The sequence below is a fragment of the Propionivibrio soli genome (assembly GCF_025770765.1).
Classification (GTDB): domain Bacteria; phylum Pseudomonadota; class Gammaproteobacteria; order Burkholderiales; family Rhodocyclaceae; genus Propionivibrio; species Propionivibrio soli.
Genome location: NZ_JANZKY010000012.1, coordinates 77362 through 103755, shown reverse-complemented (window position 1 = coordinate 103755; position 26394 = coordinate 77362). Strand labels below are relative to the sequence as shown.

The 26394-nt window shown below is 55.6% G+C and carries 27 protein-coding genes; 4 read left to right on the top strand and 23 right to left on the bottom strand.

Annotation, left to right across the window (positions count from 1 at the left end):
• Window positions 1-79: 79 nt before the first annotated feature.
• The 3 genes from NZ453_RS14965 to guaB all read right to left on the bottom strand — a co-directional run bounded on the left by NZ453_RS14965 (window position 80) and on the right by guaB (window position 3839).
• Window positions 80-667 (bottom strand): 2'-5' RNA ligase family protein, encoded by a 588-nt coding sequence (locus NZ453_RS14965; RefSeq protein WP_263771491.1) that lies wholly within the window; start codon window positions 665-667, stop codon window positions 80-82.
• Between the two features lie 82 nt (window positions 668-749).
• On the bottom strand, window positions 750-2315 hold the full coding sequence (gene guaA / locus NZ453_RS14960; protein WP_263771489.1) for a glutamine-hydrolyzing GMP synthase: 1566 nt from the start codon (window positions 2313-2315) through the stop codon (window positions 750-752).
• Between the two features lie 60 nt (window positions 2316-2375).
• Window positions 2376-3839 carry an IMP dehydrogenase gene (gene guaB / locus NZ453_RS14955; protein WP_263771488.1) on the bottom strand — a complete coding sequence of 488 codons (1464 nt, stop codon included), beginning with the start codon at window positions 3837-3839 and terminating at the stop codon, window positions 2376-2378.
• A gap of 62 nt (window positions 3840-3901) precedes the next feature.
• Here guaB and NZ453_RS14950 point away from each other — a divergent pair, with 62 nt between their 5' ends.
• On the top strand, window positions 3902-4342 hold the full coding sequence (locus NZ453_RS14950) for a DUF4124 domain-containing protein (protein ID WP_263771487.1): 441 nt from the start codon (window positions 3902-3904) through the stop codon (window positions 4340-4342).
• 57 nt (window positions 4343-4399) lie between these two features.
• Here the strand turns inward: NZ453_RS14950 and NZ453_RS14945 are convergent, their stop codons facing one another.
• Window positions 4400-4720 carry an RnfH family protein gene (locus tag NZ453_RS14945; RefSeq protein WP_263771486.1) on the bottom strand — a complete coding sequence of 107 codons (321 nt, stop codon included), beginning with the start codon at window positions 4718-4720 and terminating at the stop codon, window positions 4400-4402.
• On the bottom strand, window positions 4713-5156 hold the full coding sequence (locus tag NZ453_RS14940) for a type II toxin-antitoxin system RatA family toxin (protein WP_263771485.1): 444 nt from the start codon (window positions 5154-5156) through the stop codon (window positions 4713-4715). Before NZ453_RS14940 ends, NZ453_RS14945 begins: the two co-directional genes overlap by 8 nt.
• 75 nt (window positions 5157-5231) lie before the next feature.
• Between NZ453_RS14940 and smpB the strand changes: the two genes are divergently transcribed.
• Window positions 5232-5678, top strand: a complete 447-nt coding sequence (gene smpB / locus NZ453_RS14935; protein WP_263771484.1) for an SsrA-binding protein SmpB — start codon at window positions 5232-5234, stop codon at window positions 5676-5678.
• Between the two features lie 12 nt (window positions 5679-5690).
• Here the strand turns inward: smpB and NZ453_RS14930 are convergent, their stop codons facing one another.
• The 16 genes from NZ453_RS14930 to rpsB form a co-directional block, all read right to left on the bottom strand.
• On the bottom strand, window positions 5691-6473 hold the full coding sequence (locus NZ453_RS14930; RefSeq protein WP_263771483.1) for a TrmH family RNA methyltransferase: 783 nt from the start codon (window positions 6471-6473) through the stop codon (window positions 5691-5693).
• Window positions 6470-7063 carry a ribonuclease HII gene (gene rnhB, locus NZ453_RS14925; protein WP_420851670.1) on the bottom strand — a complete coding sequence of 198 codons (594 nt, stop codon included), beginning with the start codon at window positions 7061-7063 and terminating at the stop codon, window positions 6470-6472. The genes NZ453_RS14930 and rnhB overlap by 4 nt, the downstream gene beginning before the upstream one ends.
• Window positions 7035-8216 (bottom strand): lipid-A-disaccharide synthase, encoded by a 1182-nt coding sequence (gene lpxB, locus NZ453_RS14920; protein WP_263771482.1) that lies wholly within the window; start codon window positions 8214-8216, stop codon window positions 7035-7037. Before lpxB ends, rnhB begins: the two co-directional genes overlap by 29 nt.
• Window positions 8213-8983 carry an acyl-ACP--UDP-N-acetylglucosamine O-acyltransferase gene (gene lpxA, locus NZ453_RS14915; RefSeq protein WP_263771562.1) on the bottom strand — a complete coding sequence of 257 codons (771 nt, stop codon included), beginning with the start codon at window positions 8981-8983 and terminating at the stop codon, window positions 8213-8215. Before lpxA ends, lpxB begins: the two co-directional genes overlap by 4 nt.
• 16 nt (window positions 8984-8999) lie before the next feature.
• Window positions 9000-9437: a 3-hydroxyacyl-ACP dehydratase FabZ gene (fabZ, locus tag NZ453_RS14910; RefSeq protein WP_263771561.1), complete on the bottom strand. Its 438-nt coding sequence runs from the start codon at window positions 9435-9437 to the stop codon at window positions 9000-9002.
• Between the two features lie 5 nt (window positions 9438-9442).
• A complete protein-coding gene (lpxD, locus tag NZ453_RS14905) occupies window positions 9443-10480 on the bottom strand; it encodes a UDP-3-O-(3-hydroxymyristoyl)glucosamine N-acyltransferase (protein ID WP_263771481.1) in 1038 nt (345 codons plus the stop codon).
• 5 nt (window positions 10481-10485) lie between these two features.
• Complete coding sequence (locus NZ453_RS14900) at window positions 10486-11022, bottom strand: OmpH/Skp family outer membrane protein (protein ID WP_263771480.1); 537 nt, start codon at window positions 11020-11022, stop codon at window positions 10486-10488.
• A gap of 15 nt (window positions 11023-11037) precedes the next feature.
• Window positions 11038-13347, bottom strand: coding sequence for an outer membrane protein assembly factor BamA (gene bamA / locus NZ453_RS14895; protein WP_263771478.1), 2310 nt, complete (start codon window positions 13345-13347; stop codon window positions 11038-11040).
• Window positions 13348-13354: 7 nt separating this feature from the next.
• The gene (rseP, locus tag NZ453_RS14890; RefSeq protein WP_263771477.1) at window positions 13355-14719 is read right to left on the bottom strand and encodes an RIP metalloprotease RseP; all 1365 of its coding nucleotides are present in this window, start codon (window positions 14717-14719) and stop codon (window positions 13355-13357) included.
• Window positions 14719-15909 carry a 1-deoxy-D-xylulose-5-phosphate reductoisomerase gene (gene ispC, locus NZ453_RS14885; RefSeq protein WP_263771476.1) on the bottom strand — a complete coding sequence of 397 codons (1191 nt, stop codon included), beginning with the start codon at window positions 15907-15909 and terminating at the stop codon, window positions 14719-14721. The genes rseP and ispC overlap by 1 nt, the downstream gene beginning before the upstream one ends.
• 14 nt (window positions 15910-15923) lie before the next feature.
• Window positions 15924-16760 carry a phosphatidate cytidylyltransferase gene (locus NZ453_RS14880; RefSeq protein WP_263771475.1) on the bottom strand — a complete coding sequence of 279 codons (837 nt, stop codon included), beginning with the start codon at window positions 16758-16760 and terminating at the stop codon, window positions 15924-15926.
• Complete coding sequence (gene uppS / locus NZ453_RS14875) at window positions 16753-17580, bottom strand: polyprenyl diphosphate synthase (RefSeq protein ID WP_263771473.1); 828 nt, start codon at window positions 17578-17580, stop codon at window positions 16753-16755. Before uppS ends, NZ453_RS14880 begins: the two co-directional genes overlap by 8 nt.
• A 23-nt stretch (window positions 17581-17603) precedes the next feature.
• Entirely contained in the window at window positions 17604-18164 is a 561-nt protein-coding gene (gene frr, locus NZ453_RS14870; RefSeq protein ID WP_263771472.1) for a ribosome recycling factor, read from the bottom strand.
• Window positions 18165-18175: 11 nt separating this feature from the next.
• Window positions 18176-18901 carry a UMP kinase gene (pyrH, locus tag NZ453_RS14865; RefSeq protein ID WP_263771471.1) on the bottom strand — a complete coding sequence of 242 codons (726 nt, stop codon included), beginning with the start codon at window positions 18899-18901 and terminating at the stop codon, window positions 18176-18178.
• 24 nt (window positions 18902-18925) lie between these two features.
• Complete coding sequence (tsf, locus tag NZ453_RS14860) at window positions 18926-19819, bottom strand: translation elongation factor Ts (protein WP_263771470.1); 894 nt, start codon at window positions 19817-19819, stop codon at window positions 18926-18928.
• Between the two features lie 124 nt (window positions 19820-19943).
• The gene (gene rpsB, locus NZ453_RS14855; RefSeq protein WP_263771469.1) at window positions 19944-20681 is read right to left on the bottom strand and encodes a 30S ribosomal protein S2; all 738 of its coding nucleotides are present in this window, start codon (window positions 20679-20681) and stop codon (window positions 19944-19946) included.
• Between the two features lie 355 nt (window positions 20682-21036).
• Here rpsB and map point away from each other — a divergent pair, with 355 nt between their 5' ends.
• Together map and NZ453_RS14845 are read left to right on the top strand one after the other, a co-directional pair.
• Complete coding sequence (map, locus tag NZ453_RS14850; protein ID WP_263771468.1) at window positions 21037-21852, top strand: type I methionyl aminopeptidase; 816 nt, start codon at window positions 21037-21039, stop codon at window positions 21850-21852.
• Window positions 21852-24428 (top strand): [protein-PII] uridylyltransferase, encoded by a 2577-nt coding sequence (locus NZ453_RS14845; protein ID WP_263771467.1) that lies wholly within the window; start codon window positions 21852-21854, stop codon window positions 24426-24428. The genes map and NZ453_RS14845 overlap by 1 nt, the downstream gene beginning before the upstream one ends.
• Window positions 24429-24506: 78 nt before the next feature.
• Here NZ453_RS14845 and NZ453_RS14840 read toward each other — a convergent pair whose 3' ends face one another.
• Both NZ453_RS14840 and NZ453_RS14835 read right to left on the bottom strand, forming a co-directional pair.
• Window positions 24507-25598: an aminopeptidase gene (locus NZ453_RS14840; protein WP_263771466.1), complete on the bottom strand. Its 1092-nt coding sequence runs from the start codon at window positions 25596-25598 to the stop codon at window positions 24507-24509.
• Complete coding sequence (locus NZ453_RS14835) at window positions 25591-26181, bottom strand: esterase/lipase family protein (protein WP_263771560.1); 591 nt, start codon at window positions 26179-26181, stop codon at window positions 25591-25593. The genes NZ453_RS14840 and NZ453_RS14835 overlap by 8 nt, the downstream gene beginning before the upstream one ends.
• Window positions 26182-26394 lie beyond the last annotated feature (213 nt).

Here is a 26394-nt window from a genome sequence, read left to right as displayed (position 1 = left end):
GGTCTCGGTTCCACTCTGTGGTCTCCAAGAATGCTTGAAATAGCACTACTACTGACTCACCTCACAACACCCGCTCTTCTCAGGACAATAGAGACCACCGCGCTAGTACGATGTATTGCTTTCGACCAAGCAGGCTTCTTACCAAGGCAAACTCCCGGGCCGTCCAGGTAATCGGCGCCACCAGTTGCCTAGCGACATGGCCGTCGCTATACAACAATGTTATGTGAGGCTTGTAGCTCGTCGCCAGAAGCTTGAACCCCGTTTTCTCCATAGCGCCCCCGAGCGTCTTGCAAAACGCTGATAACGCAATAATCCCATGATTTCCGCTCAAAACGAACGGATGATTGTCCGCCCCCCCGCGGAAACTCTCCACCTGATCGAACTCGACCTCGAACGCCGGAGTAACGGCTGCGGCCGCACTTCCCGCTTTGCCTGCCATCGCGAGAGTACCCTGCGGCAATCCCGCGAAATCACCAACGTGGTGCAAAGAAATATGAAGTCTCTCCGCAGCGAGGAACGCTCCGCTGAGTCCGTGTTCTAGGCCGAAGCCTCGCGCGAGCTTTGCAATGCGGCGAGCAGCGTCCATTTCCGGAAAGATCGCGAAGAATAGCCGGTCTGTCGGTATGGGCGCGGCACCAATCCCCGGCAGTGACGGCTGTGAATACATAGCGAAAGGCCTCCGAGAATACGGTCATTGTTGTCCGGTGTATGAGACATTGGACAACAATGCGGCTCAATCGACGCCAGCCTCACTCCCACTCGATCGTTGCGGGTGGTTTACCGGAAATGTCGTACACCACTCGATTAATACCGCGAACTTCGTTAATGATACGGTTCGAAACCTTACCCAGAAGGCTATGCGGTAGCTCCGCCCAGTGCGCAGTCATGAAGTCCTGCGTTTGGACGGCACGAAGCGCGACCACGTACTCGTACGTTCGACCGTCACCCATCACCCCCACAGACTTAACGGGCAGGAATACTGCAAAAGCTTGGCTCGTCTTGTCATACCAATCTGAGGCCCGAAGCTCGTCGATGAAAATTGCGTCAGCGCGGCGTAGAAGATCCGCATACTCCTTCTTCACTTCACCGAGAATGCGAACTCCAAGACCCGGGCCGGGGAATGGATGCCGATAGACCATTTCCCTTGGCAAGCCGAGCGCGATGCCCAACTCGCGGACTTCGTCCTTGAAGAGCTCGCGCAAAGGCTCCAACAACTTCAAGTTCAGTGTTTCCGGCAAGCCACCCACATTGTGGTGGCTCTTGATCGTATGCGCCTTCTTGGTCTTGCCACCGGCCGACTCAATTACGTCAGGATAAATCGTTCCTTGCGCCAACCACTTCGCATTGGACAGCTTTTTCGATTCCGCTTGAAAGACCTCGACGAATTCCCGCCCGATGATTTTTCTCTTTGCCTCGGGATCGGATACTCCTTTGAGGTGGCCCATGAACTGCTCGCTGGCATCTACATGAATCACCTTAACGCCCAGATTCGTGGCAAACGTTTTCATCACCTGCTCGGCCTCGTTGAGGCGCAGCAGGCCGTTGTCAACAAATACGCAGGTTAATTGTTCGCCTATAGCGCGATGCAAGAGGGCCGCCACTACCGAAGAATCGACCCCTCCCGACAGACCAAGGATGACTTCGTCGCCTCCCACCTGCTCACGCACCTTCACGATGGCTTCGTTCACATAGTCCGGCATATTCCAGTCATGGCCGCACCCGCAGATGTCGTGCACGAAGTGGGCGAATATTTCCTTGCCTTTGATGGTGTGCGTTACTTCCGGGTGAAACTGTACCGCATAGAACCGCCGTGCTTCGTCCGCCATCGCGGCGATAGCGCACGCTTCGCTGCAGGCAATGACTTTGAAGCCGGCTGGTAACTCCGTCACCTTGTCACCGTGACTCATCCAGACATCTAGTAGGCCGTGCCCTTCGCCATTTACGCGATCCTGAATCCCTTCAAACAACTTGGAGTGGCCCCGCGCACGTATCTCGGCGTAACCGTATTCGCGCTTTCCTGAAGTCTCTACCTTTCCTCCTAGTTGCTCGGCCATCGTCTGCATGCCATAGCAGATGCCAAGAACGGGAACGCCGAGTTCGAAAACAACCTGCGGCGCCCGCCAATCGGCCGCTTCGTAAACCGAATTCGGACCGCCAGAAAGAATAATCCCTTGGGGTCGGAAGGAGCGAATGAACTCTTCGCTCACGTCAAAGGGATGCAACTCGCAGTACACCTGCTGTTCCCGGACGCGACGAGCAATAAGCTGCGTAACCTGAGAACCGAAATCCAGGATGAGTATTTTCTGATGCGCCATGTTTCCAAGCCCCGAATTAACAAGGGCGGCTTTTAGCCGCCCTACTGTTCGCGTTCGCGATCAATCCACGTGGTAGTTGGGTGCTTCCTTGGTAATCTGCACGTCGTGCACATGAGACTCTCTTACACCAGCGGAAGTAATCTCTACAAAAGTGGCGCGCTCGTGCATTTCAGCTATCGTTGCGCAACCCAGATATCCCATCGAGGATCGTAGACCACCCATCAGTTGATGGATCACTGCCAAGACCGACCCCTTATACGGAACCCGCCCTTCAATCCCCTCGGGAACCAGTTTCTCGACATCCGAAGCGCCTTCTTCCTGGAAATAGCGGTCGGCCGCCCCGGCCGCCATCGCGCCGATTGAGCCCATGCCACGATAGGATTTGTAGGAGCGGCCTTGGAAAAGTTCTACGTCCCCCGGGGCCTCCTCGGTGCCCGCAAAAAGACCGCCCAACATCACGGCATGACCGCCCGCAGCGATCGCTTTACAGATATCGCCGGAGTACCGGATCCCTCCGTCAGCAATCATGGGTACCCCAGTTCCTTTGAGCGCTTCTGACACGCTTTGTATCGCGGTGATCTGTGGAACGCCAACACCGGCGACGATACGCGTCGTGCAAATCGAACCGGGGCCGATTCCGACCTTGACACCGTCAGCTCCGTGATCCAGCAAGGCCCGTGCGGCATCTGCCGTTGCGATGTTGCCACCGATCACCTCGACGTTCGGAAAGGTCTTCTTCACCCATCGCACACGTTCCAACACACCTTGTGAGTGGCCGTGGGCCGTATCCACGACAATTACGTCCACCCCCGCTTCCGCCAGCAGCGCGGCGCGTTCTTCCGTCCCTTGACCGACACCAATGGCCGCGCCCACCAGCAAACGTCCCGAGGCGTCCTTACAGGCATACGGGTGTTCGGTAGTCTTGATGATATCTTTCACTGTAATGAGCCCGCGCAACTCGAAAGCATCATTTACAACAAGGACGCGCTCGAGCCGATGCCGATGAATGAGCGCCTTTCCCTCATCCACTGTTGCCCCTTCTTTGACCGTCACCAGACGCTCCCGGGGCGTCATGATATTGCGAACGGGTTGATCCAGATTGGTCTCGAAGCGAAGATCACGGTTAGTCACAATACCAACGACAGCCGACCCTTCGACCACCGGGAAGCCCGAGATCTTGTGCTGACGAGTCAGTTCGAAGACTTCGCGAACTGACATACTGGGAGGGACAGTAATCGGATCTTTAAGTATTCCCGACTCGAATCGTTTTACCTTTGCCACCTCAGCGGCTTGAGTCTTTGGGCTCAGGTTCTTGTGAACGATACCGATGCCGCCCTCCTGGGCTAGGGCGATTGCGAGCCTGCTTTCGGTAACGGTGTCCATTGCCGCAGACACCAACGGCATATTGAGAGTGATGCTTCGAGTCAGACGGGTTTGCAAGCTGACTTCGCGGGGCAATACAGAGGAGTGGGCGGGAACCAGGAGAACGTCGTCAAACGTAAGCGCCCGTTGAATCAAACGCATGGCCTATAATCCGGGGTCACAAATAAGTATTATACAGCATGCTCCGCAATGTAAGGATGACCATGAGACGCTTCGTTTTTGCCGTGATTGCTCTGTTTGCCGCCAGTGCAGCTAGTGCTCAGATTTACCAGTGGAAGGACGAAAATGGGAAAACGATTATTTCGGACAAGCCTCCTGCAGGAAAGGCCCGCGAGCAAAAGAGAATAGAAGCTCCATCGGCCCAAGACACTGCGGGACAAAAGACAACCGCCGAGCGAGATCTTGAATTCCGTAAGCGTCAAAAGGAAGCCCAAGAGAGCACGACAAAGGCCAACAAGGAACAGCAAGCCGCGGCTGACAAGAAAGAGAATTGCGAGAACGCGCGCCGGAATGTTCAGTTATTGGAATCAGGAGAACGCGTCGCGATGCGCGACGACAAGGGAGAACGGTACTTCCTCGAAGACGCACAACGCGAGCAGGAATTGGCTAAGGCACGGCGAGCGGTAGAGCTCTCTTGTAAATAACCAGCTCAGACGTAGTTCCGCGACACTAAAGAAGGTTCGTGCCGCGGGCGAGCTTAGTCACTCGTTCTCCGCCTCCCCCGCCCCTTTCTTCATTTGCTTGCCTTCTGCTGCGCGCTGTCTGCGCACTTCTTTGGGGTCGGCAATCAAAGGCCGGTAAATTTCCACACGATCGTGATCGCGGAGCGGCGTATCCGGCTTCACAAGCTTGCCGAAAACCCCCAATTTGTTTTTGGCTAGGTCGATTTCCGCATACTTTGCCAAAACGCCCGCCGCCTCTACAGCATCGCGAACCGTCGCGCCGAACGGAAGTGTTACCGAAAAAAGCTCCTGCTTTTCCAAGCGAGCATAAGCGACCTCGACGCGCATCACTTCAGCCATTGGAGTCTCCATATACCTCATCCGCTCGCTTTACGAAAGCGTCGACAAAGGTAGTCGTTATTTGCCCGAAGACAGGCCCGATAATCCGTTCGAATACCCGACTAGAAAACTCATAGGACAATTTGAATTCGACCTTGCAGGCATTCTCCGCCAACGGTCGAAACAACCATGATCCTTCGAGACGGCGAAATGGGCCGTCCACCAACCGGAGGCTCATACGCAATGGTCTTTCTTTCAGATTCTCAGTCGTGAAATGTGATTTGACACTCAGAAAACTGATATGCAGTGTCGCCACCGTCTTGGTCACGTCCCGAAAATCCACCCGAGTATCGCTGCACCATGGTAAAAACTCGGGATAGTCTTCGACGTTGTCCACGAGATCGAACATTTGTTCTGCTGATCTGGCTATCAAAACGGATTTCTCAACAAGCGCCATCCGAACGGTACCTCGTGAGTCCTGTAGAATCTGCCATTTTAGCATCGCCGCCTAGTACGCTTTTGAGAGCCGCACATGAGTATCGTTACCAACAAGAAAGCCTTTCACGACTACTTTATCGAGGAAAAGTTCGAGGCCGGCATTGCACTGGAGGGGTGGGAGGTTAAGGCAATCCGTGCCGGCAGATCCAACATCAAGGAGGCCTATGTCACCATCCGTAGCGGCGAGATCTTTCTGTTCGGGATGCACATTACACCGCTAGCCGAGGCCTCTACTCATGTGCACCCTGATCCGGTGAGAACCAGAAAGCTGCTTCTTCATGCGAAAGAAATCAGCAAGTTGATCGGCTTAGTGGAGCGAGCCGGGTATACCTTGATGCCCCTCGATCTACACTTTGAACATGGTCGTATCAAAGTTGAGGTCGGTTTGGCCAAAGGCAAGAAGCAACATGACAAGCGGGAAGCCGAGAAGGAACGCGACTGGGCGCGCGAAAAAGCGCGTCTTATGCGAGTAAAAACCTAAAAGGCGAGCACCTCAGTTTCGCCGCTGACGGACCGTCTCAAATAGACAGATGGCTGCGGCTGCGGCCACATTAAGAGACTCAGTCGAGCCGGGCATGGGAATACGAACGTGCGTTTTTGCTGCCGCAGCAACATCGGGTCGCACGCCCCTGCCTTCGCTTCCAAACACCCATGCCGAGGGTGTCCGAAGATCGGCCGCGTACAGATCCCGATCGGCCGCGACTTCGGTCACGACGACCTGGCCGCTAAAGCTCCGAACAAACGACGGCAAATCGCACATTTCATGAATCTCGATCAGAAAATGTGCTCCCATCGCGGAGCGAAGGACTTTGGGCGACCATGCGTGCGCGCAGTCGGATGAAAGAAGCACTTGAGAGAACCCTGCTGCTGCCGCACTACGCAGAATAGAGCCGACGTTTCCAGGGTCCTGCACTCCATCCAGCGCCACCGAATCCCGATCGTAGGCGATCATCCCTGCGTCAGCGGGAACCGGCCCAACCGCCATAATCCCGCTCGGTGTTTCCAATGAAGCCAGATCTGAAAATAGAGAATCTTCAAGGAGAATCACCGGAGCTTCGCCCGCAACATACTGCAGCTGCCCAGCTATCTCCGCGACGCCAAGGCCACTTTCGCTGACAACCACCATCTCTGGTAGCCCCAGGCGCTGCATGTACGCATCGACGAGATGCGCTCCCTCAAGGACGATTTTGTTTGATTTCCGCCGGTCCCTGCCGCTATGGCAGAGCTTCTTCAAAAGCTTGAAATCCGCGTTGTCACGCGAAACGACACGTTTCATAGCAGGATGAGTTGCGCAACCGGCGCATACGAACGCCGGTGGACAGGGCACGGTCCGTGTTCCTGCAGCGCCTGCAAATGTTGGGCGGTTGGATACCCCATATGCCGATCGAAGCCGTAGGCAGGATAATCCTCATGCAAACGCGCCATGCCGGCGTCACGTACTGTCTTGGCGAGAATAGAAGCAGCCGCAATAGCCGCCACCTTTCCATCGCCACCGATGATCGCCTCCGCTGGGCAATCGAGCGCTGGGCAACGGTTACCGTCGATGAGGGCGCGCACGGGAACGGGAAGGAGCGCGCCCACAGCACGCCGCATGGCAAGCATGCTCGCATGCAGTATGTTGAGGCGGTCGATTTCCTCGACGCTTGCCTCCGCGACCGCCCACGCCACTGCCCGTTTCCGAATCTCGATCGCAAGAAACTCTCTGCGTTTGGTGGATAGTTTCTTCGAATCGTCCAAGCCGTCAATCGGATCGCAAGGATCGAGAATCACCGCTGCCGCGACGACTGGCCCTGCCAGAGGGCCGCGGCCCGCCTCGTCGACTCCGCAGACCAACGCCTCAGCAGGCAATAGCGGTATTCGTTCCACGGAATTCGGTAAAACACTCAATCACGGCATCTGCCGCAACATCCGCCGTATTGCGCCTCAGCCGTAGGTGCATATCCCGGAAAACGTCGCTAATACGCGCCCTCGCCGCCCGGTCCACATAGAAATTGTACAGGGTTTGTGCCAGGTTCTCGGGACTCGCATCATCCTGAATGAACTCGGGGACGACGAACTTGCCAGCGAGAATGTTAGGTAATGCGATGTAGGGGAGATAGCCCATCCTACGCATCAAGCGGAAAGACAGCGGTGCCATCTTGTAAGCGACTGCCATTGGGCGTTTGAGTAGCGCAGCTTCCAACGTTGCCGTCCCACTCGCGACGAGGACGGCGTCCGACGCCGCCATCGCGTCATGTGAGTGGCCAAACAAGATCCGTATCGGCAAATCGTCAGCTTTGCAGCGATACCGTGCTTCCTCGAACAACAGGCGAGTTTCGCGAGTAGCCATCGGAACAAGGAAGCTCGCGTCCGGCAGCTTCTTACTGAGCTCTCGTGCCGCCTCAATGAAGGTATCCGCCATATACTGCAACTCGGATTGGCGACTTCCCGGTAACAAGGCAAACACAGGCTGAGTAGCCGAAAGCCCGAGGAGATCCCGCGCCGCCGCCCTCTGATCATCTATCGGCAGAATATCGGCGAGCGGGTGGCCAACATAACGAACCGGTATCCCCTGTTTTTCATACAGTGCTGGCTCGAACGGAAACAGCGCCAGGACCAGCGAAACCGATGCTCCGATTGTGTGGATTCGCTTTCCTCGCCAAGCCCAGATCGAAGGACTGACGTAATGTATAGCCGGCACGCCAGCCTTCTTCATTGCCCTTTCAATATTCAGATTGAAATCGGGCGCATCAACACCGATAAAGCAGTCCGGTGGGTCGGCAAGCAAGCGGCGCTTGATGTCATCGCGTATGCTCCTCAGCTCGCGATAATGCTTTAGTACCTCAACGTATCCGCGCACAGCCAGTTTCTCAAGCGGATACCACGCCTCAAAGCCTTTTCCCGCCATTCGAGGCCCCCCCACGCCATAGAACACGGCGTTTGGGAGCCTGGTTTTGAGCGCTTGGATAAGGTGACTGGCGAGCAAATCTCCCGATGCCTCGCCGGCCACCATCGCAATGCGGACCAGCGATGAGGTCATCGAATGATGCCGCGCTTCGAAACCGAAAGAAAATCCAGAATAGGCTGTATCTCGGGATGCTCGGAGACATCTGCTTCAAGCTTCGCGCGAGCCTCCTCAAGCATCAAGCCAGACTTGTAGAGCGTCCGATAAGCACGCTTAAGAGCCATCAATGCGTCCGAGGAGAATCCACGACGCTTCAGCCCCTCCGCGTTGATTCCAAAAGGGGTGGCCGTATTGCCCGCAGCCATGACGTAGGGAGGGATATCTTGCAGAACCACTGTTCCTACTGCCGTCATTGTATGAGCACCGATACGGCAGAACTGGTGAACCCCTGTATACCCGCCAAGAATTGCCCAATCATCTATATGAACATGGCCAGCCAATTGCGAGTTGTTCGCGAAGGTCGTCCGATTGCCCACTTGGCAGTCATGAGCAATATGGACGTATGCCATTATCCAGTTGTCATCACCTAACCGCGTAACTCCTACGTCCTGAGCGGTGCCTAGATTGAATGTACAGAACTCCCGTATGGTGTTCCGGTCGCCAATTTCGAGGCGCGTCGGCTCCCCTCCATATTTCTTGTCTTGGGGTATCTCACCGATTGAGCAGAACTGGAATATTCGATTGTCACATCCGATACGCGTATGGCCGGAAACTACGACATGCGGGCCAATCCACGTATTGTCTCCAATCTCCACGTGCTCGCCGATAATCGAATAGGCGCCTACCGATACGTTGGCTCCAAGGCGTGCGTCGGGATGAACGATAGCTGTCGGGTGGATCATTTTTTCAGCGCAATTGTCACGCAATGTCGCGTTGTGCACACATCAAGGCCGCCTCGGCGGCAACCTCGCCATCGACGCGTGCCACCGCTTTGTATTTCCATATTCCCCGAACCTGGCGCTCGATTTCGACATGCAAATGGAGTTGGTCGCCAGCGGAGACAGGTCTCTTGAAACGTCCGTTATCAATTCCCACGAAATAGAAGACGGAGTTGTCGTCAGGTTTAGACCCCATCGTTTTGAACGACAAGATGCCAGCGGCCTGAGCTAATGCTTCCATGATGAGGACGCCGGGCATCACGGGATGATGAGGAAAATGTCCCACAAAAAACGGCTCATTGATGGTCACGTTTTTGTAAGCGTGAATCATCTTTCCGGGTTCGCATTCCAGTACTCGATCTACGAGCAAAAACGGGTAACGATGGGGAAGATGCTTCAATATCTCGTGGATATCCATGGTATTCAAGAATTTTTCTCCATTTTTTCGAGTTTTTTCTCAAGTTCGCAAACGCGCTCTGCGAGTTTGCTCAAGCGCTTAATCTGCGCCGCGTTGCGCCGCCACTCGTCATGCGGCTCTAGTGGGAAGATGCTCGTATACTGGCCAGGCTTGTTAAGGCTCTTGGTGACCATTGTCCCCGCCGAAATATGAACGTCGTCGCCTAAATCGAGGTGGCCGACGATCATGCCCGCCCCCCCCACGGTACATCGACTGCCGATACGGGTACTGCCCGCAATGCCAACGCATCCCGCCATGGCGGTGTGCTCTCCCACCACCACGTTATGCGCAATTTGAATCTGGTTATCAAGCTTGACCCCATTACCGATGACCGTGTCGTCAAGCGCTCCCCGGTCAATCGTCGTATTGGCGCCGATCTCGACGTCATCGCCAACTACAACCCGGCCAATCTGCGGAATCTTTACCCAGCGTTCGCCTTCTTTCGCGAAGCCGAATCCGTCAGCCCCGATCACGACCCCAGCATGGACGATCGCTCGCCTACCAATCACGCAGTTGTCGTATACAACAACGTTAGGGTAAAGAACAGAATCGTCACCGATCACGGAGTCGTCACCGATCACGCATCCCGGATAGAGTGTCACGTTCTTTCCGAGCCGCACCCGTTCGCCGACAACCGAGCGCTCCCCGACACTCACCGAATCCGGAACAGGCGAATTTACCACCGCAGAGGGATGTATCCCGGGTCTTCTACTCTTTGTAGGATTCAGCAACGCAACGACACGCGCATAATAAACGTATGGATTATCGTGAAGGATCTTCGGAAGATCCACCCCATCTGCAAATTGGGGCGACAAGATGACCGCCGATGCGCGAGTCGAACTCAGCTGCTGCCGGTACTTCGGATTAGCTAAGAAAGCAATTTGGCCGTGAGACGCAGAAGAAAGCGTCCCAACCTGGGAGACAGTTACGGAAGGATCTCCGTCGAGCGAGCCCCCCAGGCAGGCAACGATTTCATCAAGTCGTAGCGTTACAGACCCAGGCACGCTACTTACTTGCCTTCCGGCTTACCGTCAGGTTTGCCTTCAGACAAAGCCTTAATGATCTTATCCGTCACATCAAGCTTGGGGCTGACCCAAACGACGTCTTGCAGGATCAGGTCGTACTTCTCTGTTTCCGCAAGCTGCTTGATTGCTTTGTTGGCCTTCTCGATGATGGCAGCGTTTTCCTCATTCTGACGGAGATTCAAATCTTCACGAAACTCACGCTGTTTCCGCTGAAACTCGCGGGAGAGTTCGTTCAGGTCTTTCTCCTTCGTGCGGCGCTCGGACTCGGCCATCGTCACGGCGTTCTTCTCAAGAGACTCCTGCAATGTCTGCAACTGCTTTGCCATCCGTTGAAGGTCTTGGTCCCGTTTGGAAAATTCAGCTTCGATCTTCTTCGCCGCTTTAACAGCTGTAGGCGCATCGCGGAAAATACGCTGCGTGTTAACGTAACCGATCTTCATTGTTTCCGATGCCGACGCAAAAGACAGTGGCAGCGACGAAACAATCAGCGCAGCCAAGAACGCGGCAAGTTTCGTGTTCAAGCTATTTCTCCTAGACTAAAAAGTTGTGCCCATCTGGAACTGGAACCGCTCAAGTTTATCATTTTCCTGTTTATTGAGCGGTTGCGCCAAGCTGAATTTAAGCGGCCCGAAAGGTGAAACCCAAGTGGCCGCAAGACCCGCTGACATACGAACAGGGCCCGCATCATAGACCGACGATTCCGAATCAGCGTAAACCTGGCCGGCATCGAAGAATGGCCCGAAGCGGACGCTTTTGTCTTTTCCAAACCCAGGTACGGGCACCGACAATTCCGCGTTAAATATGAACCGCCGGGTCCCGCCTAGGTGCACGACGTCTCCCGACTTGATCTCGTACGGTCCCAAGCTCGACGTTTCAAAACCTCGTACAGACCCCGGACCGCCAGCAAAGTAGTTCTTGAAGAACGGTACTTCCTGTCCGCCGAGACCTTTAGCGTAACCCACCTCGCCGTTGAGCATGAGCGTCATGTCGCGCGTAATTGGAAAATACCTCTGATGCTGGTACGACATCTTGTAATACTTCAGGTCTCCCGCCGGACTAATTTCAAAAATCGCCTTTTGCAAAGCTCCGCGGGTTGGGTTAAGCACACTGTCTTTTGTGTCGCTCGCCCAGCCTGCGGTAAGTGGCACCGAAACGTTGCCGCATGCATTCTTGCTGCTGCAGAACTTGTCACTAAACCGTATGTATTGGACCGGTGTGTCTGAATCCTCCCGGTCGATCTCGACTTTTGTGAAGTCAAAAGCAGCACCAAAGCTGATCGACTGCTTCTCGGCAATCGGTATACCGAAACGGATCCCACCTCCTGTTGATTCGGTCTTGTAGGCATAATCAAGGGACGTCGGATTCGACTTGCGATGATATACGTCGAAGCCTTGGCTCACTCCATCAACGGTAAAATAGGGATTGGTATAGCTAAGGCCGATGGCTCGGTTGATCTTACCCGTGCCAAGCTGTAAAGATACGTAGCGACCGCTCCCGAAAATATTCGATTGCGCAACAGATCCGGAAAGGATCACACCTTCCGACTGTGAAAAACCAGCGCCGACTGAAACACTGCCCGTCGATTTCTCCGCAACATTGACGTTGACGTCAACCTGGTCGGTAGTTCCGGGAACTGGAGGAGTTTCAATATTAACTTCTGAGAAGTAGTCGGTTTTATCGACCCGCTCTCGAGACCGCTTCACACGCTCGTCGTCATACCAAGCGCCTTCCATTTGCCGCATTTCCTGACGAATCACTTCATCACGTGTTTTCGTATTCCCCGTCACGTTGATGCGTCGAACGTAAGTACGCTTCCCCGGATCAACATATACCGTAAATGCTACTTGCCGCCTTTCCTTGCTCACTTCGGGAGCAGCGTTCACGTTAGCAAACGCATAGCCGCGGGCGGAAAGCTTATCGCTGATTGCCTTTGTACTTTCGTTAAGCCGCTCACGAGAGAAAATATCGCCTGGCTTAACTTGCATCGATTTTCTGAGCTCGTCTTCCGGAAGGATGAGGTCGCCCGCAAGCTTGACCGAGGAAACGATATAACGCTCGCCCTCCGAAACACTGATCGTGATGTAAATGTCCTTTTTGTCGGCGCTTATGGATACCTGCGTCGACTCGATATTGAATTCGAGGTAACCACGGTCCAGATAATAAGAGCGAAGGCTTTCGAGGTCGGCCGATAGTTTTTGCTTGGAATACTGGTCGTTCTTCGTATACCAGCTAATCCAGTTCGGCGTCCGGAGTTGGAAAAGTGATAGCAACTCCTTTTCACTAAAAGCCTGCGCGCCGACGATATTGATCTGACGTATCTTGGCAGCATCGCCTTCATCGATGTTGAAGTTAATCGCCACTCGATTCCGCTCAAGCGGGGTAACGGTCGTGGTAATCGATACGGCATATTTGCCGCGTGTAAGGTACTGGCGTTTGAGTTCTTGCTCAGCCCTTTCAAGCATACTGCGGTCGAAAGAACGAGAGACACCGAATCCGGCCTCTGCCAGACCCTTGGTCATCTGGTCCTTGTCGAACTCCTTCAAACCGACAAAATCGATCTGGGCAATCGCTGGGCGCTCTTCAATCGCGACGACGACTACATCCCCTTCAATCTCGACGCGAACATCCTTGAAAAAACCAGTGGCGAACAAAGCCTTGATCGCCTGCGCCGCCTTTTCATCTGTCATCGTATCCCCGACCTTAATCGGGAGATAACTGAACACCGTTCCGGCTTCCGTACGCTGGATGCCATCGATACGGATGTCTTTGATTACGAAGGGCTCGAATGCCGATGCGCTAGACACGAAAAGCGCGGCAAGTAACCCCGCGATAAAATTCTTCTTCATAAGGAGGTCAACTGGAAATCAGCCGATCGAGATCGTTATAAAAAGCGAAAGCCATGAGCAGCAGCATCAGCGCCAATCCGATTTGCTGGCCAATTTCCATGGTGCGTTCAGAGAGCGGCCCGCGCTTAATGATTTCGAGTACATAATACAGCAAATGCCCCCCATCCAGAATCGGGATGGGCAGCAGGTTCAATACGGCCAAGCTTATGCTCACAAGCGCCATGAACTTTAGGTAATAGTCCAGACCCAAGCTAGCCGACTGACCAGCGTAATCGGCTATTGTCACTGGCCCGCTGATGTTTCGCCAAGAAACCTCGCCAAGCACCATCTTGCCCATCATGACGAGACTGAATACCGCTTTGTCCCAGGTTTCGTCGAGCGCCTTGCCAAAAGCGGGAAGAAGGCCGTAACGCACGGTAACCAGCAGCTCGTCCCTATTGACGCCTGCATCTCGGACGTAGGCGCCAATGCGGCCCACCTGCCGCCCACGCTCACTAGAAGCGTTCGGCACGATGTCGATTCTGACGTCCTGCCCACCTCGATCGATCTCCATGCCGAGTCGACGGCTAGGAGCCTCCATTACGGCCTGAACGACTTCCTGCCAACTATCCACCGGTTGCCCTTCGATCGCGACGATCTCATCACCGGGAAGCAAACCGGCCCTCTCCGCTGGACTATCCGGAATCAGCTTACCAATGACAGGTGGCACTCTTGGGCGGAAAATGCGCAGGCCAAGCTGCTGCAAGGCGTCCCCCTCCCACCCTGCTTCCCTGACGCCCACTACGCTGAGATGGCGAACGGCAATTTCGTCGCGTGGATTGATTACTTCGAGATCCACCGTCTGCTTTTCCGCTGCCAAGTTCACCAACGCCCACCGCACATCCTGCCAAGTGAGAACCGGCTCCCCGTCAACTTTCAGTACCCGTTCACCATCCTTAAACCCCGCGATGGCCGCCGGAGTTGAGTCCAGAGGCTTGCCGACGATCGGCCGCAATTCCTCCATACCATTCCAGAAGAGCGCCCAGTACAAGAGCACGGCCAACAAGAGATTGGCACCAGGACCAGCGATGACGATAGCGGCACGACGCCACACCGATTGTCGGTTGAAGGCGCGGGGCAACTCCGCGATGGGGACTCGTTCTTCCCTTTCGTCGAGCATCTTTACGTAACCCCCAAGGGGGAAGAGCCCAATCGCCCATTCTGTTCGATCGCGACCGAACGAGCGTGACCATACGGGACGACCAAATCCGACGGAGAAACGCAACACCTTGACGCCGACGAGACGAGCCACCGTGTAATGCCCCAACTCGTGGACCACCACAAGAACGCCGATGAGCACCGCAAATGCGATCAAGTAGTGCAGGAAACTCATCACGCCACCACCATCTCGTCGACGGCTGACTGCGCAGCCCGTCGGGCACACAGGTCCGCGTAAAGCACTTCATCAATAGAAGACAGTGGCATCACGGCAACGCGATCCATCGTCTTTTCCACAATGTCGGAAATCGCGGTAAACCGAATTCGCCCCTCCAGGAACATCTGGACAGCCACCTCGTTCGCCGCATTCAGGATTGCTGGAGCGCTGTCTCCCCGGCGTAGCGCTCGGTAGGCGAGCGCCAGACATGGAAAACGCTCCAAGTCTGGCCGAGTGAATTGCAAGGCGCCAATATCGAAAAGGTTCAACGGCTCGACCCCCGACTCAATTCGTTCTGGATAAGCGAGCGCATGCGCAATCGGCGTACGCATGTCGGGGTTCCCAAGCTCCGCCAGCACAGATCCATCGACGTACTGCACGAGCGAGTGAATAACACTTTGCGGATGGATGACTACTTCGATGCGCGCCGGCGGGACATTGAAGAGCCAATGAGCCTCAATGACTTCCAGCCCCTTGTTCATCATCGTGGCCGAATCGACCGAAATCTTCCGCCCCATGGCCCAATTCGGATGCGCACAGGCTTGATCAGGCGTTACATGCGCGAGATCGGACCGGGGTGTGTCTCGAAACGGCCCGCCGGATGCAGTAAGCAGAAGATGACGTACGCCGCATCGTCCAGAATCCCCACGGTAGTTAGCGGGAAGCGATTGGAAGATGGCGTTATGTTCGCTGTCGATCGGCAGAAGAACGGCCCCGCTGTCCTTTACGGTACGCATGAACACAGGGCCGGCCATGACAAGCGCTTCTTTGTTCGCCAGCAATATCCGTTTGCCCGCCACGGCTGCCGCGAGCGTGGGCCTAAGCCCAGCCGATCCGACAATGGCTGCCATGACCGAGTCGGCCTCCGGGAGCTGCGCCATCCGGACAAGAGCGTCCTCCCCGAATTCCACTTGGGTTTCGCATCCCGCTCGTTCAAGGCGCTTTTGAAGCTCCGTAGCCAGCGCGACATCCTTGACGACGGCAAATCGCGGTTTGAATTCGCAGCACTGCGCGAAAAGCCGATCGACCTGACAGTGCGCGCAGAGCGCTATAACCCGAAAGCGGTCAGGATGCCTTCGTACGACATCGAGAGTACTGACGCCGATCGATCCGGTTGATCCAAGAACTGTGAGATTACGAACACTCATGGCGTTAGCCACATTCAGTTTGAGCCTGACAGCAGAACAAGTGCTACGAGGGGCAACGTTGATGTCAAGCTATCGATACGATCCAGGATGCCACCATGGCCCGGGAGCATCCGGCTGCTGTCCTTGAGACCGACCTGACGTTTAAGGAGGGATTCGAACAAATCACCTGTGACACTTACTGCCGTCAGGAATAGCAAACCCACGGCAAAGATGAGATGGTTTCCGGAAAGGAACGGAGGTAAGTGCGGTATCACGATAAACCCATACGCGATCACCACGCCTGCGCCTCCAATGGCACCCTCCCATGTTTTTCCAGGGCTTATTCTTGGTGCTAGCTTGTGACGACCCAAGGCCCGCCCAAAGACATAGGCCCCCGTATCGGCGCACCAAACCACCGCCATGACGATTACCAACAGCCAAGGGCCTACGCTGCGTATTTGAATCAACGCCAACCACGCCGGCAGAATGACGATCACACCTACAAGGACAGCTAGAGCACTCGCTGGTAGCGGCCAATGGCGAACGAGCCAGAGCGGAGCCAATACCAACCAAAAGAAAGCAGCGGGCCAGTAAAATAGCCGTCCCAGGCGCCATACACCATCGGACGAACCATCGACGATCCCCACTCCTGCTGGATCGATCAAAGCTAGCGCGAAACAGGCGCTCAGCATACCCACCGCGAGGAAGACCCTCGAAAGCGCCCCGGCTTTCATCAGTGCGCCCCACTCCCACGCCGCTAATGATGCGATAACTGTGGCAAATGCGGCCCATCCAAGCGGCGGCAAAAAGAACACGGCCGACAAGAAAACGGAGATGAGCAAAACCGCCGTAAAAACCCGCGCTTTAAGCATCGATTTCGGCGTCCGAGGAAGAAATCCGTCCCGAAGAAACGCCGACCTTAATGTCATCTTGCGAGGCCATATCCGGCTTCAACTGTTCGCTCGTTCGCCCGAAGCGACGTTCTCGGCTCTGATATGAACGAATCGCATTTTCGAAGGCTGTCGAATCGAATTCCGGCCACAGGGTATCGGTGAAATACAGTTCGGTATAAGCAAGCTGCCACAGCAGGAAATTGCTAATCCTCTTCTCGCCTCCCGTACGGATGAACAGGTCCGGCTCTGGAGCGTAGCTCATCGCCAAATAGTTGGCGAGATCGGCCTCCGACCATTCGCCAGCCTTGTCCGGTTGCGCCGCCGCCATACGATTTGCCGCCTGCAGCAAATCCCAGCGCCCACCGTAATTGGCCGCGATCGTCAAAACCAGTTGGTCATTGTTTTCGGTCTGCAGCTCTGAGGCCTCAATCAACAAGCGCAGTTCAGAGTCAAAACGGGACAGGTCTCCAATGATCCTTAGTCGGACACCATTTTTGTCGAGTTTCGAAACTTCTTGCCGCAAGGCGCGAACAAAAAGTTGCATCAACAAGGAGACTTCATCAGCTGGCCGTCGCCAGTTTTCGGAACTGAACGCGAACAGCGTGAGGAACTTGATGCCTCGTTCAAGACAGAACCTAACCGATTCTCGAACGGTTTCCACCCCCCGTCGATGACCTGCGAAACGGGGAAGAAAACGTCTTTTAGCCCAGCGCCCGTTGCCGTCCATAATGATGGCAACATGACACGGTACGGTAGCGACGTCAGGAATCTCCCGAGTGGAGCTAGTGAAGGCCGCCATATGGCGCGCTATCCGGCTGGGAGTCAAACGGCCAACAGCTCGGTTTCCTTCTGCGAGAAGAGCTTATCGACTTCAGCAACGTAACGGTCGGTAAGCTTCTGGACATCGTCCTGGGCACGACGCTCGTCGTCTTCAGAGCATTCCTTGTTTTTCAGCAGGTCCTTCAGCGTGGAGTTGGCGTCACGCCGAAGATTGCGCATAGCAACTCGGGCGTTCTCGCATTCGTGCTTGACGACTTTGATCAGATCCCGGCGCCGTTCCTCAGTGAGCGGGGGCATGGGCACCCGAATAATTTCACCCTGAGCCGCAGGATTGAGGCCAAGATCGGAATCACGGATCGCACGCTCAACTTTCGAGACCATCGGCTTCTCCCACGGCTGCACGCCTAACGTGCGCGGGTCGATGACAGTCACGTTGGCCACGGTATTAATGGGCACCATCGACCCGTAATACTCTACCTGCACATGGTCCAGCAATCCAACGTGCGCACGCCCGGTCCTGACCTTCGCTAGATCGACCTTCAACGCTTCGATCGATTTCTGCATCTTGTGTTCGGTTGTCTTTTTCACATCCGCGATCGACATGCCAATCTCCCTCAACAATAGACCAGCGTACCTTCGTTTTCGCCCAGCACGACTCGCTTCAATGCACCTGGCTTGAAAATCGAAAAGACGTTAATCGGCAACTTCTGATCACGGCACAATGCGAAGGCTGTCGCATCCATAACGGCCAGGTTCTTTGAAATCGCCTCGTTGAAACTAATTTCCGAATACCGTGTAGCCAAGGGGTCTTTCTTCGGATCGGCCGAATAGATACCATCAACCTTGGTTGCCTTCAGAACGATTTCCGCACCGATTTCTGCTCCACGCAACGCGGCGGCGGTATCCGTCGTGAAGAAAGGATTCCCGGTCCCACCGGCGAAAATGACTGTCCGCCCCTGCTCCAGGTAACGGATTGCGCGACCGCGAATATACGGTTCGACAACCTGTTCGATATTCAGTGCCGACTGAACGCGGGCGACCATCCCGGCCGTCCGCATGGCATCCTGCAATGCCAGCCCGTTCATGACCGTCGCCAGCATACCCATATAGTCAGCCTGCGCCCGATCCATCCCCGTAGCGGCCGGGGCAACACCACGGAAGATGTTTCCACCTCCGATAACCACACCGACCTGAACTCCTAACTCAACGACGCCCTTTACCTCAGCAACAATTTCGGAAATTGTCTGCCGATTGATTCCATAAGCGTCCGCCCCCATAAGGGCTTCACCGGATAGCTTGAGAAGGATTCGCTTGAACTTCGGTGTGGTGGACTCGCTCATGATCTCGCCCCGGGATGACGTGGATTACTTCTGAGCCGCAGCAGCTTGCGCGGCGACTTCAGCGGCAAAGTCGTTCGAACGCTTCTCCAGCCCTTCGCCTACGACATAGAGCGTGAACCCCGCAACCGAAGCGTTCTTGGCCTTGAGCAACTGAGCGATGGTTTGCTTACCGTCTTCGGCTTTGACAAAAACCTGGGCCAACAACGTAACGTCCTTGAGATACTTCTGGACGGTACCTTCGGCGATTTTTTCGAGCATCGCATCCGGCTTGTTGTCTGCCCGCGCCTTTTCAATCGCGATACGCCGCTCGGTTTCGATCAATTCCGCCGAGACGCCGGAAGCATCGAGTGCCTTCGGCTTAGACGCCGCGATGTGCATTGCAATATCCTTGCCCAGACCTGCGTCGCCACCTACCAGATCCACGAGCACGCCAACTTTGGCGCCACCGTGAACATAGGAAACGAGCGCTCCCTTGGCTTCCATACGGACGAAACGCCGAACCGTCATGTTCTCGCCGATCTTACCGACGAGCGCCGTGCGCGTGGACTCAACCGTTCCTTCACCCATAGGCAATGCCGACAATGCAGCGACATCGGCGGGGTTCTTGCTGACCACCAAGTCGGCGCAGCCTTTGGTCAGAGCCAGGAAATCGTCGTTCTTGGCGACGAAATCGGTTTCGCAGTTGATCTCGATAATCGCGCCAGTCTTCCCGTCAGCCGAAATGCTGACCGCGACGACGCCTTCAGCAGTAATGCGGGCCGCCGCTTTGGTTGCCTTGTTTCCGAGTTTTACGCGCAGAATCTCTTCCGCCTTGCCCATGTCACCACCGGCTTCGGTGAGCGCTTTTTTGCATTCCATCATCGGCGCGTCGGTCTTCGCGCGCAGATCAGCCACCATGCTTGCGGTAATTGCCGCCATTATTCTCTCCACGTATAAGCGCGGCCGGGATTTCCCGGCCGCTCGCATTCAAAACAGGTCAAACAGAGTGTCAGCTCCGTTCCTTTAGGACGGGACGCGGAACGCTAGAATCGCCGTTCCTGGCTCACTCCGCTTCTTCGACAAAATCATCGCCCGACGCTGCGGCAACGATATCCTCGACAAACTGACTACGGCCTTCAAGAATCGAGTCGGCCACGCCGCGGGCATACAAGCGGATTGCGCTTGAGGAATCGTCGTTGCCTGGGATCACGTAATCCACCCCATCAGGGGAATGATTGGTATCAACAACGGCAATGACAGGAATACCCAGCTTGTTAGCTTCGGTGATCGCAATTTTGTGATAACCGACGTCGATTACGAACAAGGCGTCTGGCAGCGTATTCATCTCTTTGATGCCACCGATCGATTTCTGCAGCTTGGCAAGTTCGCGCTGAATCATCAATGCTTCCTTCTTGCCCAGCTTGTCGAGCGAGCCATCCTCGACCATGGTTTCCATGTCCTTCAAGCGCTTGATCGACTGCTTGATGGTCTTGAAGTTGGTCAGCATCCCACCCAGCCAGCGTTGATCGACGTAGCAAGCGCCTGCTCGGGTTGCTTCCTCGGCAACAATCTCGCGCGCTTGGCGCTTGGTGCCGACAAACAGAATATTTCCCTTATTGGATGACAGCTTGCGAACGAAGGCCATGGCTTCGTTGTACTTGGCAAGCGTCTTTTCGAGATTGACGATATGAATCTTGCTCCGGGAACCAAAAATGTATTGAGCCATTTTGGGGTTCCAGAAGCGTGTCTGGTGTCCGAAGTGAACACCAGCCTCCAGCATTTGACGCATGGTTGCAGACATGTTTATCTTTCCTGTCAGGGTTGATCCACCATTCACCCAGCTACGCCTGCCACACCTCTTAGCAAGCACCCTTTGACGGGGTAAATGTGCGTAGTTGGCACACCGGAAAATCCGGCACGCCGCGCGGACCACTCAGGGCCCGCAGAGACGTTTCACCGACTTGCGCCAGCAAAACCCCGAAATAGTACCACTGCTCACCAACAAATTCCAGACGGCGAGCATCCCAACCGCGCCGGAAGATCGCTATGCCAGGCACGAAGACCTGGGGCGAACCATCGCAGCCGCAAATTGCCTAACAACGTTCCTTACTTTATCCTCGCTTCTTCACCCCTCCCGCTAATTCCCTAAAAAACTGATGAGTATTTCCCTCAAGACACCCGCAGAAATCGAAAAAATGCGGGTTGCCGGCCGTTTGGCGGCCGAAGTCCTTGACTACATTGCCCCGTTCGTGGTCCCCGGCGTAACGACAGGGGAACTGGATCGCTTGTGTCACGAGTTCATGGAAGACGTGCAAGGTTGCATCCCCGCTCCGCTTAACTACGCGCCACCTGGCTACAAGCCCTATCCGAAAGCGACCTGCATTTCGGTAAACCACCAGGTGTGTCATGGAGTGCCGGGCGATAGGCAACTCAAGAATGGCGACGTCCTCAACATCGATATCACTACGATCAAGGACGGGTACCACGGCGATACAAGCCGCATGTTCCAGGTTGGCGATGCATCAATCCAGGCCAAGCGCTTGTGTGAGGTAACCTTCGAGTGTCTCTGGCTCGGTATCGCCCAAGTCAAGCCAGGCGGACACCTTGGCGATATCGGTCAAGCAATTCAAGCGCACGCGGAGAATGCAGGCTACTCGGTGGTACGTGAATTCTGCGGTCACGGCATCGGCGCACAATTCCACGAAGATCCTCAGGTGGTGCATTATGGGAAAGCGGGGACCGGCATCCAGCTGAGGCCGAACATGATCTTCACCATCGAGCCGATGATCAACGCCGGCAAAGCCGCGATCAGGGAGTTGGCCGACGGCTGGACCATCGTTACGAAGGACCACAGTCTTTCCGCACAATGGGAACATACGGTACTCGTTACTGAGTCCGGTTTTGAGGTGTTGACATTGTCGGCGGGGGCTCGCCTGCCACCGGAATGGATCGAAGGACTGGGACGGTCATAATGGAAGGTTCGGCGCGGCAGGACTTACTATCCCGGTACAAAGGCCGCTTGCAATCCGAACAAGCAAGCACTCGGGAACGTTATCTGGAGCACCCGGACGCCCCACGCCTTCTTCGCGAGCGAACGCAACTCATCGACGCTGTCCTCACGGAGTTGTGGGCGGAGTTATCGTTCCCCGATTCTCTTGCCCTCGTCGCCGTTGGAGGTTACGGCCGTGGAGAGATGTACCCGGCATCCGACGTCGACCTGCTCATCCTGCTGCCTTCTCCGCCTGACCGGGACCTCGCCGCGCAACTCGAAACCCTCGTCGGCCTGTTCTGGGACATTGGACTTGATATCGGCCATAGCGTGCGGACTGTCGCTGAATGCCTGGGCGAGGCGGCCGGGGATCTGACAGTACAGACGGCACTCGTCGAGACGCGCCTGATCACGGGCAACGAAGCGCTTTTCTCTGAAATGGTGCGGGCCTTTCGCGAGCAGCTTCAGCCTCAGGTTTTTTTCCACACCAAGCGCATCGAGCAAGGAGAGCGCTATCTGCGCTTCCAGGAGTCGCCCTACAGTCTGGAGCCTAACTGCAAGGAGAGCCCAGGAGGATTACGCGACCTGCAAACGATTTTGTGGATCGCGGAAGTCGCTGGGTATGGAAATTCTTGGCAGGATTTGCGTGCGCACGGTTTCATCACTCAGCAGGAACAGCAAGGCCTGGAGAGGCGGGAACTTTTTCTGCAGCGGCTGCGCATTCAGTTGCACTTGCACGTCGGCCGCCGCGAAGATCGGTTGCTGTTCGACTATCAGACAGCACTTGCGGAACAGCTTGGTTTCCCGTCAACCCGGACGAAGCGGGCCAGCGAACAACTGATGCAAGAGTATTACCGGACGGCGAAGACGGTAATGCAACTCAACACAATCATTCTGCAGAACATGGGCGCGGTCATCTTTCCCTCGCCCGACCATGCCCCAGAACCGATCAACGAACGGTTCCAGAACGCACATCAGTTGCTCGACATTGTAGACGAGAACGTATTCACCGAAACGCCAAGCGCAATTCTCGAAGCCTTTCTGGTCATGCAGCAACACCCCGAATTGAAGGGCATGACGGCGCGGACAATCCGCCTATTGTGGCGGGCGCGCCGACTGATCGACGAAGACTTTCGCAACGATCCGAGGAACAAGGCCAATTTCGTCGAATTGTTCAAGCAACCGAGGGGAGTCTTGCATGAATTGAGGAGGATGAACCAATTCGACATCCTCGGTCGGTACCTGCCCAACTTCGGCACCATCGTGGGCCAGATGCAACATGATCTCTTCCACGCATACACCGTCGACCAACACACGATGCACGTGCTGCGCAACCTGCGCCGCTTCTCGGAAACCCAATACACGCACGAATACCCGTTCTGCAGTCAGCTGATCGGTGATTTCGATCGCCCCTGGCTCCTGTATATCGCGGCGATTTTTCACGATATCGCCAAGGGCCGCGGTGGCGGTCACTCGGAACTAGGCGCGGTCGACGCGCAGGAGTTCTGCGATGCCCACTTCCTCGATCCTGCCAACACGGAACTGATTGTTTGGCTAGTCCGCAACCACCTCGTGATGTCGAACGTGGCGCAGAAAAAGGACTTCAGCGACCCGGACGTGCTATCGGCCTTTGCAACGGCAGTGGGAGATGAACGGCACCTGACGGCCTTGTATCTGTTCACGGTCGCCGACATCCGGGGCACAAGTCCGAAGGTATGGAATTCTTGGAAGGGACAGCTGCTTGAGGATCTCTTCAAGCAGACGCGCAAGCTCCTTCTATCTGGTGGAGAAACCCCAGTCAAACAAGGCGTCATTGAGGAAAGGCAGCAGGAAGCGATGCGCCTCATGCGCTATCTTGCGCTTCCCGAAAATGCCCACGAAAAACTTTGGAGCCAACTCGATACGGTTTACTTCCTTCGCCACTCGGCGGATGAAATTGCCTGGCATACCCGCGCCCTTTACTACCGGGTAGCCGCGGACAAACCGGCAGTAAAAGCCCGGCTCAACCCCTTTGGCGACGGGATCGAGGTCATGGCATACACGCGCGACCAGCGGGACTTGTTTGCACGCATAGTCGGTTTCTTCAGCCGCGCCGGGTACAACATCATCGACGCGAAGATCCACACGACCCGTCATGGATATGCCCTGGACAGTTTCAAGCTTCTCGACGTGAGCGGCCGCGGCAGCGACCGGGACATGATCAGTTACGTCGAACATGAGTTGACAGACCGGCTCACACGTCAGGGACCGCCGGAGGCGCCTTCGGGCGGCCGTCTATCGCGTCAGGTGAAGCACTTCCCCATTCAACCGCAGGTGATGGTCGAACCCAACGAGAAAGGCGACCAATTCGTCCTCTCCGTCAGCGCGGCGGACCGCCCGGGACTTTTGTATACCGTGGCGATGACATTGGCTGCACACAAGGCGGATTTGCACACCGCGAAGATCGCTACGCTTGGGGAACGTGTCGAGGACACGTTCTTGATCACGGGCGGTGACCTCGCGGACAGCGCTAACCGGATCAAGCTTGAAGCCGAATTGATGGAGCAGCTGAAAGCCTAAGCCAAGGCAGGCCGTTCCCCGCCCCTTTACGCACGGCAAGTAGCGCGTACCGGCGCAACTGATTGCGATAAGTGAAACTCAATGCCCCGGCGATGAGGCGGCGACCTCGAGTGTCTTTGCCGTCTGAAGACCTCGCATTCGCCTGAGGGCAACATTTCGCTCAGCTGTCGGCATCTGCGCAAGCTCGGAAACGCGCGCATAAAACTTCGGCAAATCCCGCCCCTCCTCCTCAAGTATTGTTTCAAAGGCTGGAAGCCACTGCGTGTATAGAGCGAGCGACGCAAGCTTCGCATTGTTCAGATCTTTGTCGAGCCAGTACTTGTACACGGGAGGCTGCCCTGCTGCCTCTTGTGCCGCAAGATAGTTCTCCTTCATTTCGGACAGTACCGACTCCTTGGCCTCCCGCTTCTGGGCAACTGGCAGACCGCTGCTATAGATCGCCTTCAGCTTGGCGCGATAACCGCTCACAAAATCAACAAAAGCCGACTTTTGCTCGTAGTGTCCGGTGACCTTCTCCCAAAGCCCGGGATCATTTCTTGCCGCCAACCATTTGCGTAGTCCTTCGTTTTCCACGGCGGTAGCGAAGGATTCATTGAAAACCGTGTCACCCTCAACGTAGAGCACCTGATGCGCCAACTCATGGAAGATCAACCGCGCCATATCAATACTGTTCGATTTCAAGAACGTATTGAGCACGGGATCGCTGAAGTAACCGAGCGTGGAGTAGGCCGGAACACCCCCCACGTAGGTGTCGAACCCTTGGCTCTTGAGTTCCTTGGCCAGGGCGTCCGCGTCATCCTTGTTGTAGAAGCCCCGATAGCCGACACATCCGACGAAAGGCATGCACCACGTTTGCATATGCAGCGAGAACTCAGGTGCCGCGAAGACGTTCCACGTCACGTACGGACGCCTCAAATCGGCATACGAACGGTAACTGTTGTTATCCGGCAACCCGAGTTCGCGGCTCGCAAAATCTCGGATGGCCCGGACTTCTTCCAGTTTAAGTCGCAACTCGGGGGTACACGCCGGATCCTCGATCACTTCGGCGATCGGCCGTGAAGCAAGCATGACTTCCACGTGCCCACTGACGGCTTGCGAGTAATAGCTCAAGCTGGAACACCCGGAAATGAGGCAAGTCGCGAGGACAAGATGCCAACGGAACCTATTCATGAACAAAGTGACCCGCCAACAGAAAAGCCGACACCTGTTCGGCACAAGCTTTGGAAAACAGCATTGCGGAATGGCTGACGGGCAGTGTAATGCGCTCCGCGCAACCGGAAAGGAAGGTCTCTTTCACGGTCACGACACCGTCATTCGGAACCGCCAGACCAGGAATGATCCGGCCCATCCCGATTCCGCCAATGCCGGAAAGGATGCCGATTTGGATTTGCGGGGAGAACGGCCATTCTCGGCGCACAAGGGCCTGTGCGATCGAACGGCCGATGACGGGCGACAACGGCGTACGCAGAAGCGTCGAGGCGCAATGACTACCGTTGCAGGGCGAACCCATCAGCACGGCTCGAGCAATTCGTGGATCAGCGCCTCTCGCCAGCATGCCGAGGATCACAAGGCCGCCAAGGCTGTGGCCCACAAGATGAATTCGTTGCCGCCCAGGAATGGCCGCTACGAATCGGGCCAAAGCTTCGCTATTGGTGTCGAGATCCCGGCTTACCGACGCATAGGAAAAACAACGTACGTCGAGCCCTTGCCTACGCAGCCAACGCGCAAGGACAACAAACACAACGGCGTGCATCCAAAGGCCATGCACGAGGACAACGATGTCCTCCTCCGCGGAAGCGGGTGTATTGCTCACTACCACGCTACTTCACTTCTTACAGATATTCATTACGAAGACTTTTGGCCTGAATCCGGGTTTTCGGGTTCGGTCGAAAAAGAAGAGCGGCCCGGCCTGTTGGGCCAAGAGCTTAGCAGCACGGGCCACTCCCCGCGCCGGCAAATTCGCCGT

Coding starts and splice junctions, on each gene's coding strand:
- NZ453_RS14965 (WP_263771491.1), bottom strand. CDS start 667: ATGTATTCACAGCCGTCACTGCCGGGGATTGGTGCCGCGCCCATACCG.
- guaA (WP_263771489.1), bottom strand. CDS start 2,315: ATGGCGCATCAGAAAATACTCATCCTGGATTTCGGTTCTCAGGTTACG.
- guaB (WP_263771488.1), bottom strand. CDS start 3,839: ATGCGTTTGATTCAACGGGCGCTTACGTTTGACGACGTTCTCCTGGTT.
- NZ453_RS14950 (WP_263771487.1), top strand. CDS start 3,902: ATGAGACGCTTCGTTTTTGCCGTGATTGCTCTGTTTGCCGCCAGTGCA.
- NZ453_RS14945 (WP_263771486.1), bottom strand. CDS start 4,720: ATGGCTGAAGTGATGCGCGTCGAGGTCGCTTATGCTCGCTTGGAAAAG.
- NZ453_RS14940 (WP_263771485.1), bottom strand. CDS start 5,156: ATGGCGCTTGTTGAGAAATCCGTTTTGATAGCCAGATCAGCAGAACAA.
- smpB (WP_263771484.1), top strand. CDS start 5,232: ATGAGTATCGTTACCAACAAGAAAGCCTTTCACGACTACTTTATCGAG.
- NZ453_RS14930 (WP_263771483.1), bottom strand. CDS start 6,473: ATGAAACGTGTCGTTTCGCGTGACAACGCGGATTTCAAGCTTTTGAAG.
- lpxB (WP_263771482.1), bottom strand. CDS start 8,216: ATGACCTCATCGCTGGTCCGCATTGCGATGGTGGCCGGCGAGGCATCG.
- lpxA (WP_263771562.1), bottom strand. CDS start 8,983: ATGATCCACCCGACAGCTATCGTTCATCCCGACGCACGCCTTGGAGCC.
- fabZ (WP_263771561.1), bottom strand. CDS start 9,437: ATGGATATCCACGAGATATTGAAGCATCTTCCCCATCGTTACCCGTTT.
- bamA (WP_263771478.1), bottom strand. CDS start 13,347: ATGAAGAAGAATTTTATCGCGGGGTTACTTGCCGCGCTTTTCGTGTCT.
- rseP (WP_263771477.1), bottom strand. CDS start 14,719: ATGAGTTTCCTGCACTACTTGATCGCATTTGCGGTGCTCATCGGCGTT.
- ispC (WP_263771476.1), bottom strand. CDS start 15,909: ATGAGTGTTCGTAATCTCACAGTTCTTGGATCAACCGGATCGATCGGC.
- NZ453_RS14880 (WP_263771475.1), bottom strand. CDS start 16,760: ATGCTTAAAGCGCGGGTTTTTACGGCGGTTTTGCTCATCTCCGTTTTC.
- uppS (WP_263771473.1), bottom strand. CDS start 17,580: ATGGCGGCCTTCACTAGCTCCACTCGGGAGATTCCTGACGTCGCTACC.
- frr (WP_263771472.1), bottom strand. CDS start 18,164: ATGTCGATCGCGGATGTGAAAAAGACAACCGAACACAAGATGCAGAAA.
- pyrH (WP_263771471.1), bottom strand. CDS start 18,901: ATGAGCGAGTCCACCACACCGAAGTTCAAGCGAATCCTTCTCAAGCTA.
- tsf (WP_263771470.1), bottom strand. CDS start 19,819: ATGGCGGCAATTACCGCAAGCATGGTGGCTGATCTGCGCGCGAAGACC.
- rpsB (WP_263771469.1), bottom strand. CDS start 20,681: ATGTCTGCAACCATGCGTCAAATGCTGGAGGCTGGTGTTCACTTCGGA.
- map (WP_263771468.1), top strand. CDS start 21,037: ATGAGTATTTCCCTCAAGACACCCGCAGAAATCGAAAAAATGCGGGTT.
- NZ453_RS14845 (WP_263771467.1), top strand. CDS start 21,852: ATGGAAGGTTCGGCGCGGCAGGACTTACTATCCCGGTACAAAGGCCGC.
- NZ453_RS14840 (WP_263771466.1), bottom strand. CDS start 25,598: ATGAATAGGTTCCGTTGGCATCTTGTCCTCGCGACTTGCCTCATTTCC.
- NZ453_RS14835 (WP_263771560.1), bottom strand. CDS start 26,181: ATGCACGCCGTTGTGTTTGTTGTCCTTGCGCGTTGGCTGCGTAGGCAA.